At 70.6% G+C, this 12,922-nt stretch carries 11 protein-coding genes; 10 read left to right on the top strand and 1 reads right to left on the bottom strand.

From position 1 onward, the window contains the following. Window positions 1-18: 18 nt before the first annotated feature. From kdpC to ABD05_RS01415, 10 genes are all read left to right on the top strand, one after another. Entirely contained in the window at window positions 19-600 is a 582-nt protein-coding gene (kdpC, locus tag ABD05_RS01460; RefSeq protein ID WP_047898640.1) for a potassium-transporting ATPase subunit KdpC, read from the top strand. Between the two features lie 164 nt (window positions 601-764). Continuing rightward, entirely contained in the window at window positions 765-3,608 is a 2,844-nt protein-coding gene (locus ABD05_RS01455; RefSeq protein WP_047898639.1) for a DUF4118 domain-containing protein, read from the top strand. Further along, window positions 3,601-4,299: a two-component system response regulator KdpE gene (gene kdpE, locus ABD05_RS01450; protein WP_047898638.1), complete on the top strand. Its 699-nt coding sequence runs from the start codon at window positions 3,601-3,603 to the stop codon at window positions 4,297-4,299. The genes ABD05_RS01455 and kdpE overlap by 8 nt, the downstream gene beginning before the upstream one ends. A gap of 158 nt (window positions 4,300-4,457) precedes the next feature. Continuing rightward, a complete protein-coding gene (locus tag ABD05_RS01445; RefSeq protein WP_047898637.1) occupies window positions 4,458-4,739 on the top strand; it encodes a DUF333 domain-containing protein in 282 nt (93 codons plus the stop codon). A 165-nt stretch (window positions 4,740-4,904) separates the two neighbouring features. Beyond that, window positions 4,905-5,225 carry a quaternary ammonium compound efflux SMR transporter SugE gene (sugE, locus tag ABD05_RS01440; RefSeq protein WP_047898636.1) on the top strand — a complete coding sequence of 107 codons (321 nt, stop codon included), beginning with the start codon at window positions 4,905-4,907 and terminating at the stop codon, window positions 5,223-5,225. Between the two features lie 384 nt (window positions 5,226-5,609). Then, window positions 5,610-6,227, top strand: coding sequence for a DUF4126 domain-containing protein (locus tag ABD05_RS01435; RefSeq protein ID WP_034190778.1), 618 nt, complete (start codon window positions 5,610-5,612; stop codon window positions 6,225-6,227). A 50-nt stretch (window positions 6,228-6,277) separates the two neighbouring features. Then, on the top strand, window positions 6,278-8,839 hold the full coding sequence (locus ABD05_RS01430) for an ABC transporter permease (RefSeq protein WP_047901026.1): 2,562 nt from the start codon (window positions 6,278-6,280) through the stop codon (window positions 8,837-8,839). A 43-nt stretch (window positions 8,840-8,882) separates the two neighbouring features. Continuing rightward, entirely contained in the window at window positions 8,883-9,293 is a 411-nt protein-coding gene (locus tag ABD05_RS01425) for a group II truncated hemoglobin (RefSeq protein ID WP_047898635.1), read from the top strand. 105 nt (window positions 9,294-9,398) lie between these two features. After that, window positions 9,399-10,130, top strand: a complete 732-nt coding sequence (locus tag ABD05_RS01420; RefSeq protein ID WP_047898634.1) for an alanyl-tRNA editing protein — start codon at window positions 9,399-9,401, stop codon at window positions 10,128-10,130. Continuing rightward, complete coding sequence (locus ABD05_RS01415) at window positions 10,127-10,744, top strand: DUF924 family protein (protein WP_047898633.1); 618 nt, start codon at window positions 10,127-10,129, stop codon at window positions 10,742-10,744. Before ABD05_RS01420 ends, ABD05_RS01415 begins: the two co-directional genes overlap by 4 nt. A gap of 182 nt (window positions 10,745-10,926) precedes the next feature. Here ABD05_RS01415 and ABD05_RS01410 read toward each other — a convergent pair whose 3' ends face one another. Further along, window positions 10,927-12,819, bottom strand: a complete 1,893-nt coding sequence (locus ABD05_RS01410; protein ID WP_047898632.1) for an ArnT family glycosyltransferase — start codon at window positions 12,817-12,819, stop codon at window positions 10,927-10,929. Window positions 12,820-12,922: the final 103 nt, after the last annotated feature.

Below are 12,922 nucleotides of genomic sequence, written 5' to 3'. Positions count from 1 at the left end.
GGTCCTGAAGGAAACATCATGAAAACGTTGATTCGTCCGCTCGTCGTGATCTTTGTCGTGCTTGCCGCCGTGACGGGGCTCGCTTACCCGGCCGTGATGACCGTGTTCGGCCAGGCCGTGTTCCCGTCGCAGGCGAACGGCAGCCTGATCGAGAAGGACGGCAAGGCGGTCGGCTCCGCGCTGATCGGCCAGCAGTTCGATGCGCCGAAGTACTTCTGGGGCCGGCTGTCGGCCACGGCGCCGATGCCGTACAACGCGACCGGCTCCGGCGGCTCGAACCTCGGCCCGCTGAACCCGTCGCTCGCCGACCAGGTGAAGGGGCGCATCGCCGCGCTGCGCGACGCCGGCACCGACATGTCGAAGCCCGTGCCGGTCGACCTCGTGACGGCGTCGGCGAGCGGCCTCGATCCGGAGATCACGCCGGCCGCTGCCGCGTACCAGGTCGAGCGCGTCGCGAAGGTGCGCAACCTGACGCCCGACGCGGTCGCGCAGATCGTCGCCGCGAACACGACGGGCCGCCAGTTCGGCGTGCTCGGCGAGCCGCGCGTGAACGTGCTGAAGCTGAACCTCGCGCTCGACGCGGCGCAGGCCGCGCACTGATCGCGCGTCCGGGCGCCCGGCCCGGCAACCGGCATCCGGCGTGGCCCGAGCCGCGCCGGATGCGCTTTTTCCCGACGGCGCAAGCGCCGTCTTTGCCTTTTGCGGCGATTTGGAACAACAATGCTCGTACTCGCGCGCATCCGTGCGCTTCGCTTTCCTGACGCATGAACCGTCCCGATCCAGACCAACTCCTCGACAAGCTGCAGCGAGACGAAGAAAAGCAGCGTCGCGGCCAGCTCAAGATCTTCTTCGGCGCATCGGCCGGCGTCGGCAAGACCTACGCGATGCTGCAGGCTGCGCGCCAGCGCCTGCAGGAAGGCGTCGACGTCGTCGTCGGCATCGTCGAGACCCATGGGCGCAGCGAAACCGCCGCGCTGCTCGACGGCCTCGACGTGCTGCCGCTCGCGCGCATCGACTATCGCGGCCGCACGCTCGCCGAATTCGATCTCGATGGTGCGCTGGCCCGCCAGCCGCAACTGATCCTCGTCGACGAACTCGCGCACTCGAACGTGCAGGGCGCACGGCACCTGAAGCGCTGGCAGGACGTCTACGAACTGCTCGACGCTGGCATCGACGTATATACGACCGTCAACGTCCAGCACCTCGAAAGCCTGAACGACGTGGTCGGTGCGATCACCGGCATCCGCGTGTGGGAGACGGTGCCCGACCGCGTGTTCGACGCGGCCGACGAGGTCACGCTCGTCGACCTGCCGGCCGAGGAGCTGCTCGAGCGGATGCGCGACGGCAAGGTCTATCTCGCGCAGCAGGCCGAGCGCGCGGTACGCAACTTCTTCCGCAAGGGCAACCTGATCGCGTTGCGCGAACTGGCGCTGCGGCGCACGGCCGACCGCGTCGACGCGCAGATGCGCGAATACCGTGCCGACCGTTCGATCCAGCGTATCTGGCAGGCGCGCGAGCGGCTACTCGTGTGCGTCGGGCCCGGCGCCGAAGCGCCGACGCTCGTGCGCGCGGCCGCGCGGCTCGCCGCGAGCCTGAAGGCCGACTGGATCGCCGTGTATGTCGAGACGCCGCGCCTGCAGCGGCTGCCCGACGCGCAGCGGCAGCGCACGCTCGACGCGCTGAAGCTCGCGGCCGAACTCGGCGCGGAGACGGCGACGCTCGCCGGCGCCGACGCGGTGGCCGCGCTGATCGGTTATGCGAAGGTGCGCAACGTGTCGAAGATCGTCGCGGGCGGCTCGCCGAAGGTCGGGCTCGTGCGCCGCTTCGCGCGGCCGTTCGGCGAACAGCTTGCCGAACGCGCGGGCGACGTCGACCTGATGCTGATCCGCGCGTCCGCGAGCGACGAGGCGCGCGCGGCGCCGCTCGATCCGCGCGCGCGCGACTGGCGCGATGCGTTCGCGCAGTTCGGCACGCACCGTTCGCCGCCGCGGCACTACGTGTACGCGGCCGCGATCTGCGCGGCGATCACCGTCGTCGCAAACGTCGTGTCCGAGCGGCTCGACCTCACGAACCTCGTGATGCTGTACCTGCTCGGCGTCGTGTTCTCGGCCGTGCGGCTCGGGCGCGGCCCGGGCGTGCTGCAGTCGTTCCTGTCGGTGGCCGCGTTCGACTTCTTCTTCGTGCCGCCGCGCATGTCGTTCTCGGTCAGCGACACGCAATACCTGCTGACCTTTTTCGGGATGCTGCTGACGTCGCTCGTGATCAGCCACCTGACGTCGACGCTGACGCGCCAGGCGAGCGTCGCGCAGCGCCGCGAGCGCCGCACCGGCGCGATCTATGCGATGGCGCGCGAACTGGGCGCGGCGCTGACGACCGAGCAGATCGTCGAGATCGGCAGCCGCCACGTGGGCGAGGTGTTCCGCGCGCGCGTCGCGTTCCTGCTGCCCGACAGCGCGGACAAGGTGCGCCAGAAGATCGAGGAACCCGACGCGGCCGTCACGCTGACGGGCGCCGATCTCGACTGTGACGTCGGCCAGTGGGTGTACGACCAGCAGAAGCCGGCCGGCCGCGGCACCGACACGCTGCCCGCGACGGTCGCGCTGTACCTGCCGCTGAAGGCGCCGATGCGCACGCGCGGCGTGCTCGCGGTCGCGTCGCGCGAGCCGCGCGAACTCGAGGTGCCCGAGCAGCAGCGGATGCTCGACGCATTCGCCGCGCAGATCGCGCTCGCGCTCGAACGCGTGCACTACGTCGAGATCGCGCGCGACGCGCTCGTCAACATGGAGTCCGAGCGGCTGCGCAACTCGCTGCTGTCGGCGATCTCGCACGACCTGCGCACGCCGCTCACGACGATCGTCGGCTTCTCGTCGATGCTCGCGAACGGGCGGGCGGCCGCGCAGGGCGGTGATGCCGCGGCGGCCGAACGCTTTGCGCAGCGCGAGGGCGAACTCGTCGACGCGATCCACGACGAGGCGCTGCGGATGACGGGCATCGTCACGAACCTGCTCGACATGGCGCGGCTGCAGGCCGGCAGCCTGCAGCTCAAGCGCCAGTGGTCGCTGCTCGAGGAAACCGTCGGCGCCGCGCTCGCCGCGTGCAAGCGCGTGCTCGCGCGCCATCCCGCGCGCGTGTCGCTGCCGGCGGACCTGCCGCTGCTGCAGATGGACGCGGTGTTGATGGAGCGCCTGTTCACCAACCTGTTCGAGAACGCGGCGAAGTACACGCCGCCCGATACGCCGATCGACATTGGCGCGGAGCGCGTGACCGACGACGGCCTGCCGTTCGTACGCGTGCACGTCGACGATCACGGTCCGGGCTTGCCGGCCGGCATGGAAACGCGGATCTTCGACAAGTTCACGCGCGGCGAGAAGGAATCGGCGACGCCGGGCATCGGGCTCGGCCTCGCGATCTGCCGCGCGATCGTCGAGGCGCACGGCGGTAAAATCGGCGCACTCAACCGCACTGCGCCCGACGGCCACGTGACGGGCGCGCGCTTCTGGTTCACGCTGCCGGTCGAGACGCCGCCGGCCGCGCCCGCCGTGCCCGACGACGAATCCGACGTGCCGGGCGCATCGTCCCCATCCGAGTCATTGCCAGACCATGAGTGAACCCAGCCTGACCGTCGTCCTGATCGAGGACGAAAAGCAGATCCGCCGCTTCGTGCGTGCCGCGCTCGAAGAGGAGGACATCGCCGTGTTCGAGGCCGAGACGGGCAAGCAGGGGCTGATCGACGCGGCGACGCGCAAGCCCGATCTCGTGATCGTCGACCTCGGCCTGCCCGACACCGACGGCCTCGACGTGATCCGCGAGCTGCGCGGCTGGTCCGAGGTGCCGGTGATCGTGCTGTCCGCACGCACGCAGGAAGAGGAGAAGGTCGCCGCGCTCGACGCGGGCGCCGACGACTACCTGACCAAGCCGTTCGGCGTGTCCGAGCTGCGCGCACGGATTCGCGCGCAACTGCGCCGGCGCAACCAGGGCGGCGCGAACGAGTCGCCGAAGGTGAGCTTCGGCACCGTGTCCGTCGATCTCGCGCTGCGCCAGGTATGGCGCGACGGCGAGATCGTGCACCTGACGCCGCTCGAATACCGGCTGCTCGCAACGCTCGTGCGGCACGCGGGGCGCGTGCTCACGCACCGCCAGTTGCTGCGGGACGTGTGGGGGCCGTCGCACGTCGAGAGCCATCACTACCTGCGCATCTACATGGCGCACCTGCGCCAGAAGCTCGAGCGCGACCCGGCGCAGCCCGAGTACATCGTCACCGAGACGGGTGTCGGCTACCGGCTGGTCGGCGCCGCGTGACGGGCAACGCGCGGCGGCGGCAGCCCGGGCCGGCGTGACGCCGCGCGCCGGCGGGGTTGCGTCGGCGCGACAGTCGCGCGGCCGGCGCCGGCCTTCCACACCGGCCGCGCAATCCCCGTTATGCTGACCGTTCCGCGAACAAAATCGAGGAGCGTGCAATGTCCGTCCGTCTGGCCGTCATCTGTGCGCTGGCGCTGACTGCGCCCGGCGCGTATGCCCAACCGCTGCCGCAGGGGCAACAGCCGCCCGCGCAGGCCGCGCTCGCCAATCCCGCGTCGGTCAACTGCGAGAAGCTCGGCGGTCGCCACGTGATCCGCAGCCTGCCGAGCGGGCAGGTCGGGATGTGCATGTTCAAGGATGGCCGCGCGTGCGATGAGTGGGCGCTGTACCGCGACGACCGCTGCGTCGGCGGCGTTGCGCCGAAGCGCGTATCGAATTGATGTCGAACTGATCGGGCCCGGCCGATCCTGCCGCGGATCGGCCGCCGGCCGTGCGCCGCGTCCGGCATATCCGTAAGCCTCTTGTTATACTCGGCGCCGCCCGGGGACGACCCCGGGTCATTCGCTTCAACGGGGACGGCCCCATCCGATACGGAGTACGTCGAGATGGCGTGGGTACTGTTGTTGATTGCCGGTGTGCTGGAAGTGGCCTGGGCGGCCGGCATGAAATCGTCGGACGGCTTCACGAAGTTCGGTCCGTCGGTGTTTACGATCGTGACCGCGCTGGCCAGCTTCGGGCTGCTCGCGGTCGCGATGCGCCAGTTGCCGCTCGGCACCGCGTACGCGGTGTGGACGGGCATCGGCGCGGTCGGCGCGTTCGTGTTCGGCATCGTGATGATGGGCGAGGCGCTGACCGTCGCGCGCGTCGCGAGCGCTGCGCTGATCGTCGCGGGGCTGGTCGGCCTCAAGCTGTCGTCGGCCGCGTGACGCCGGAGTCCCGGACGCGCTGGGCACCGCACTGCGGAATTGCGCAGGCGCGGCACGTTCCCCTGTTTGGAAAAAATCACTGTGGGACTGGCCACCGGACCGATCGCGGCGTCATGCGCGTCGCGAATACGTCGGGTATTCGCTTCGTCCCACTGGGACTTCCGTTGGTCGTCGTATCCCTTGCGCTCGGCCCTTCTGGTGGCCGGCGCAAGCCCGTTATTAGCGGGAGCAGGTTCTAACCTGTCTATAATGGAACGCATTCGGGCCTGAATGCCGTTGTGCCGTTCGCGGCATGCGGCGCCGGTCGCCACGCGCCGCGCGGCCGGTCTGACCGACCCGATCCGATCGATCGGCAAAGCGCACGGAAAGTGCAAGGAGAGGGCCATGATCGAAGCCATTTCGCTCGGCGCGGGGCTCGCGTGGGCGAGCGGGCTGCGCCTGTACCTGACGGTGCTGATCGCCGGCGTGCTGGCGCGGGTCGGCTGGCTTCATCTGCCCGACACGCTGGCCGTCCTGATGTCGCCGTGGGTCATCGGTGCCGCGGCCGTGCTCACCCTCACCGAATTCCTCGCCGACAAGATCCCCGCGTTCGACTCGCTGTGGGATGCCGTGCACACCTTCATCCGGATCCCGGCCGGCGCCGTGCTCGCGGCCGGCGCCCTGGGCCATGCCGATCCGACCGTGCTGGCGGTCGCCGGGCTCGCCGGCGGTTCGCTTGCCGGCGCCGCGCACGTGGCGAAGGCCGGTACGCGCGCGCTGATCAACCTGTCTCCCGAACCGATTTCGAACTGGGTCGCGTCGTCGACCGAAGATGGCCTCGTGGTCGGCGGGCTCGTGCTCGCGTTCTTCGTCCCGCTCGCGTTCCTCGTGCTGCTCGCCGCCTTCATCGCCGCTTCGGCCTGGGCGCTGCCGCGCCTGTGGCGCGGCGTGTCGGGCGGCTTTCGCGGGATGGCGAACCACATGGTGTCGCGGCTCAACTCGATCGGGGGGAAGCGCGATTGAAGGGGCGGCAACACGCGGCGCAGCCGCCGGCCGGGCAACCCGGCCATGACATGCCCGCGCATGCCGGCCGTTTCGGCCTGCGCGACCTGATCCGCCAGGCTGCACGGATGACCGCGCGCGACTGGCGCGCGGGCGAGTTGACGCTGCTCGTACTCGCGCTGGTGCTCGCGGTCGCGGCACTGACGAGCGTCGGCTTTCTCGCCGACCGGCTGCGCCAGGGGCTCGAGCGCGACGCGCGCCAGATGCTCGGCGCCGATTTCGTCGTGCGCGCCGACCGTCCCGTCGATCCGTCGTTCGACCGCCAGGCCCGCGCGCTCGGCCTGCGTACCGCGACGACCGCGATTTTCCCGAGCATGATCGCGTCCGCCGCGGGCGGGCAGGCAACCGATGCAGCGCCCGCACGCCTCGCGGCCGTGAAGGCCGTGTCGGCAGGGTATCCGCTGCGCGGCGCGGTCGAGATAATGCCGGCCGGCGCCGCTGCCGCGCACAAGGCGGACGCGATTCCCGCGCCCGGCACCGTGTGGGCCGATCCCGCGCTGCTCGACGCGTTGCACCTGAAGGCGGGCGATACCGTGCGCGTCGGGCTGCGCACGTTCACGGTCGCCGCGTCGATCTCCCGCGAGCTCGATCGCGGTTTCTCGTTCGTCAATTTTTCGCCGCGGCTGATGATGCGCGCGGACGAACTCGCCGCGACGGGGCTCACGGGCTACGGCAGCCGCGTCACGTACCGGCTGCTGGTTGCCGGCGACGCGCAGGCCGTCACGCGCTTCGAAACCTATGCGCACGAGCGCGTCGACGGCGGGAAGCTGCGCGGCGTCGGTCTCGAGTCGCTGCAAGAGGGCCAGCCGCAGGTGCGGCAGACGCTGGATCGCGCGCGCCATTTCCTGACGCTCGTCGCGCTGCTGACCGCGCTGCTCGCGGCGGTCGCGATCGCGATGGCCGCGCAGCGCTACATGCGGCGCCATCTCGACGGCTGCGCGACGATGCGCTGCCTCGGCGTGAGCCGCCGCACGCTCGGCGCGCTGTTCGCGCTCGAATTCGTCGGCATCGGGATCGTGTCGGGTGCCGCGGGCGCGGTGCTCGGCTACGGCGGCCACTGGGCATTGCTGGCCGCGCTCGGCGGCCTGATCGAGGTCGTGCTGCCGCCGCCCACGCCGTGGCCGGCGCTCATCGGCGTGGGCGCGGCACTGGTGCTGCTGCTCGGCTTCGCGCTGCCGCCGCTCGTGCCGCTCACGCGCGTGCCGCCGGTGCGCGTGCTGCGCCGCGAGTGGGGCGATGCGTCGCGCACCGCGTGGGCTGCATATGCGATCGGCGTCGTGTTGTTCGCGGGGCTGCTGATCGCGGCCGCCGGCAACCTGAAGCTCGGCCTGATCGTCGCGGGCGGCTTCGCCGGCGCGCTGGTCGGGTTCGCGCTGATCGCGCGGCTCGTGCTGTTCGCCGCCGCGCGGGCGGTGCGCAACGCGCGCGTGGCCGCGGGCGTCGGCTGGCGCTACGCGCTCGCGTCGCTGCACCGGCGCGGCGCGGCCAGCGCGCTGCAGATCACCGCGCTCGCGCTCGGCCTGATGTGCCTGCTGCTGATCGCGATCACGCGCAACGACCTCGTCGCGGGCTGGCGGCAGTCGACGCCGCCCGATGCGCCGAACCAGTTCCTGATCGACATCCAGCCCGACCAGCGCGACGACGTCGCGGCCTATCTGGTCGCGCACGGCGTGCGCGATGCGGTGCCCGCGCCGATGGTGCGCGGCCGCCTCGTCGCGATCAACGGCAAGCCGGTGAATCCGGACGCGTATCCGTCCGACGAGGCGCGCCGGCTCGTCGACCGCGAGTTCAACCTGTCTTATACGACCGAGCTGCCGTCCGACAACCGGATCGTCGCAGGCGACTGGTTCGGCGCCGCGGCCACGCCGCAGATCTCGATCGAGGCCGGCCTCGCGAAGATGCTGAACGTGAAGCCGGGCGACACGCTGCGCTTCGACGTGACGGGGCTGACGGTCGACGCGCCGATCACGAGCGTGCGCAAGCTCGACTGGGGCACGTTCCGCGTCAACTTCTTCGTGCTGATGCCGCCGCCGGTGCTGAAGGATTTCCCGGCCGTCTACCTCACGAGCTTCCATCTGCCCGCATCGAACGCCGCGCTGCTCGATCCGCTGATCGCGCGCTACCCGAACCTGACCGCGATCGATGTCGCGCCGATCCTCGCGCAGTTGCAGCGGATGATGCTGCAGGTGGTCGGCGCGGTGCAGTTCCTGTTCGCGTTCACGCTCGCGGCCGGCGTGCTCGTGCTGTACACGGCGCTCGCCGGCTCGCGCGACGAGCGGGTGCGCGAGGCCGCGCTGCTGCGCGCGCTCGGCGCATCGCGTGCGCAAGTCAACGCGGTGCAGCGCGCGGAATTCGTCGTGGTCGGCGCACTGGCCGGCGCGCTCGCGTCGGCGGGCGCGATCGCGGTCGGCTGGGTGCTCGCGTCGCGCGTGTTCGAATTCCGGCTCGCCGTCGATCCGTGGCTCGTGCCGGCCGGCATCGCGGCCGGCATCGTGTGCGCCGGTGCGGCCGGCTGGCTGAGCCTGCATAATGTGTTGCGGCGCCCCGCGCTGCAGTCGCTGCGCGACGCTTGAGCGTCGCAGGCAGCCCCGAAGATCCCGTTTTCCGACTATCCGTATGACCGATGTGAATGACGATGCGCCGTCGCAACCGACGGCGTTCGAGCTCGTGGGCGGCGAAGCCCGCGTGCGCGAAATGGTGGACCGCTTCTACGACCTGATGGACCTCGAGCCCGAGTTCGCGCAGATTCGCGCGGTGCACCCGGCATCGCTCGACGGCTCGCGCGACAAGCTGTTCTGGTTCCTGTGCGGCTGGCTTGGCGGCCCTGACCACTACATCAGCCGGTTCGGCCATCCGCGGCTGCGCGCGCGGCATCTGCCGTTCCCGATCGCGTCGGTCGAGCGCGACCAGTGGCTGCGCTGCATGGCGTGGGCGATGGAGGATATTGGGCTGCCGGAGCCGCTGCGCGAGCGGCTCATGCATTCGTTCTACGACACGGCCGACTGGATGCGCAACCGGCCCGGTTGATCGACCGGTACGCCGCTGCCCGCGCGCGGGACGATCTGCGTCTGGGCGCGCACGCCGCGCGGCGCGACACTGGCCGTTTCCCCCAATCGATACGAGGCTCGCCCGATGACGACACAAGCGCTGTTTCGCGAAGACGCGTACCTCACGAAATGCGATGCGGTCGTCGAGGCTGTCGGCGACGACGGCATCCGGCTCGACCGCACCGTGTTCTATCCGCTCGGCGGCGGCCAGGCCGGCGACACCGGCACGCTGACCCTGCCCGACGGCAGCACGATCGCGATCGCCGATACGCGCAAGGCAAAGTTCGACGGCGCGACGCCCGACGACGCCGTGCACGTGCCGGCACCGGGGCAGGAGGCGCGCGTCGCGGCGCTCGTGCCCGGCACGCGCGTGGTGGCTGAGATCGACTGGCTGCGCCGTTACCGGCACATGCGCCTGCATACGGCCGCGCACCTGATGTGCGCGGTGCTCCCGTACGCGGTCGACGGCTGCAGCGTGACGGCCGACTACGTGCGGCTCGATTTCGCGACGTCCGACGCGATCGACCGCGACGACGTCGAGCGGCGCCTCGCCGGCCTGGTCGTCGGCGCGCATCCGGTCACGACCGAATGGATCACCGACGACGAGATGGCCGAGCGGCCCGAACTCGTGCGCACGATGAGCGTAAAGCCGCCGATGGGTCTCGGCCGCGTGCGGCTGCTGCGCATCGAGCAGGTCGACCTGCAGCCGTGCGGCGGCACGCATGTGCGCAACACGTCGGAAATCGGCGACCTGCGCGTCGCGAAACTTGAAAAGAAGAGCGCGCGCACGCGGCGCCTCGTACTGGAGTTTGCATGACGATCGACATCGGGGTGGCGGGCGCGGCGGCGCTGGATCCGCAAGCGCGGGAGATTCTGGATTTCTGGTTCGGCGAGCCGGGCTCGGCCGAATTCGGGCAGGAACGCAAGATCTGGTTCAACGGCGGCGCGGCGTTCGACGACGTGCTGCGCACGCGCTACGGCGCGCTGCTCGACGCCGCGTGCGACGGCGCATGCGATCACTGGGCCGGCTCGCCGTCGGGTGCGCTTGCGTTGATCGTCGTGCTCGACCAGTTCTCGCGCAACATCCATCGCGGCACGCCGCGCGCGTTTGCCGCCGATCCGAAGGCGCTCGCGCTCGCCCGCCGTGTCGTCGCGGCCGGCTGGGATGCGCAGCTGCCGAGCGGCCATCACCGTGCGTTCGCGTATCTGCCGTTCGAACACGACGAATCGACCGACAGCCAGCGCGAAGCGGTGCGCCTGTGCGCGGGCATTCGCGGCGAGGCAGGATGCGAGGGCTATCACCGCTTCGCGTTGCGGCATGCGGCCGTGGTCGAGCGCTTCGGCCGCTTTCCGCACCGGAACGCGATTCTCGGCCGGACGTCGACCGATGAGGAGACGGCGTTTCTTCGCGAACCCGGTTCGTCGTTCTGACGATCCGGGCGGTTGCGTGACTGAAGCGGGGAGGGGCGAGCCCGCGGATTCGCGCGGGTGCGTTGGCGGTCGGGGAAACCGGCTGGCGGCGCGCATCGCCCGGCGGTTGCGCACTGCTCAGACGGCCGGTTTCAACCTTTGCCGGAGATGAAGGCAGGCAAGACGGCGCGCGCCGTCTTGCGTCACTGCAGGTGCTGTTCGGGCGTGCGCACGTAGACGCGCAGCAGTTCCTCGTTGTCGCCTGGGCGCGCGCCCGTCCAGAACAGTTTCCATTCGCTGCCGGGCGCCGGATCGACGGCCCGCACACCCTGGACGATCATCCACGTGCAGCGCGTCGTCTTCGCGTCGTCGATCGGCGTGTGCTGGATGCCGGAGAAGTAGTACAGCATCGGCGCTTCCGATTCGCCGAGCCCGTGCAGGCTCGCCATGCAGTCGCCGTCGTTCCATTCGAGCGCGAGATGCGCGTTCAGGTCGTCGAACACCGAGCGGTAGCTCTTCGCGACGTCGAGCCACGGCAGCAGCAGCGTATAGACGAGCCCCCACGCGACGAGCGCGCCGGCGCCCCACGACAGCGCGCCGCGCCAGAGTCCCGTCGTGCGCAGCTTCGGCAGCAGCGTCAGCCAGCCGACCGTCAGCGCGAGCGCACCGACCACGAGCGCGGGCTCGATCGGCATTGTCCAGTCGAGCGGCAGCCAGCGGCCGAGCGGCGCGAGATCCGCGCGCGACGCGGTCGGGTCGGCCATCACTGCCCAGATTGCCCAGGCGAGCGCGGCGGTGGTGCCGAACAGCACGCGGCTGAAGTAATCCCACGCGAGATGCAGCGTGCGCGGAATGCGTTCGATCGCCTGCGCGGCGACCAGCGCGAGCGGTGCGAAGAACGGCAGGATGTAGAGCTGGCGCGACGTTGCGGACACTTGCAGCACCGCCAGCCCGATGCCGGCGAACAGCACGGGCAGCGCGATGCGCGGCGTGCGCCAGTCGCGCCACGCACCGCGCGCGAGCGCAACGATCGCGAGCGGCGCGACCGGGAAGCCGACGAGCAGGAACGCGCGCAGGATGAAGAACGGCTTGTCGTTTTCCGCACCGAGTTCGGGGACGGAGAAACCGAAGAAACGGCCGACGTTGTTGTCCCAGAACCACGTCATGAACAGCGTCTCGGAGCGCAGGAACAGCGCGGTCGGCCAGATCAGCGCGAACGGCGCGAACACGAGCGCGGCGACGCCGAGCGCGCGCGCGAACGAGCGGGTACGGCAGGCCGGGTAGAGCACCAGCGCGCCGACGAGCGTGGCCGCGAATACGAGCGGCACGAACAGCCCCTTCGTCATCAGCGCGATGCCGACGCCCGCGCCGAAGATCGGCGCGGCCCAGCGGCCCGACGGCCGGACCGGCAGCCCGTGCCGCATCTGCTGCGCGCGCGCGACGTGCTGCATCACGAGTTCGAGCAGCCCGCAGAAGCCCATTGCCGTACCGGCGAACAGCGCGACGTCCGTCATCATGTCGTGCATGTGCTTGATGACGACGAGCGTGCCCGCGCTCAGCACGACGGGACCGATCACGCGCAGGTCGAACCAGCTGTCCGCGCGGCTGGCGACGCGCGCCGCGCGTGCGATGAAGCCGAACGCGAGTGCCGCGAACAACGCGCTCGCGAGCCGTGCCGCGTCGTGCAGCGGCATCACGCGCTGCAGCAGCCATGCAAGGCTGGTCGCGACCCACGCGTAAAGCGGCGGCTTTTCCATGAACGGCAGGCCGGCATTGGTCGGCACGACGAAGTCGCCCGTCTCGAGCATGTGCTGGATGATGCCGAACGTGTAGGTTTCGTCCTGTTTCCACGGGTCGTGGCCGAGCACGCCGGGCAGCACATACGCGCAGACCAGGGCGACGACGAGCAGCCACGCGCGCCAGCCGAGCAGGAGCGAGCGGTCGCGCGCGGTGCTGGTTGCGGCGGTCGCGGCGACGACGGGCGTGCCGGCGGTGTCAAGCGTCGCGGTGAGGTTCGCGTCGGCGGTCGGGTGTGCGTGCGGGGCCGGAGCGGGCACGGACGTGCGTCGCCGGCTGGGCGCTGCGGTTCCAGGCATGGAAAAGATCTCGGGTCGAGTCGAGCCGGTTCGGCGACATGGGCCGGACCGATAAGGGCCACATCAGGGCGGCAAGGAACAGGCGTTTATGACACCTGTCTGA

It is taken from the genome of Burkholderia pyrrocinia (assembly GCF_001028665.1).
Lineage (GTDB): Bacteria > Pseudomonadota > Gammaproteobacteria > Burkholderiales > Burkholderiaceae > Burkholderia > Burkholderia pyrrocinia.
Note: the sequence above shows the minus strand (reverse complement) of the source record. Positions and strands in the feature narration are given on the sequence as shown.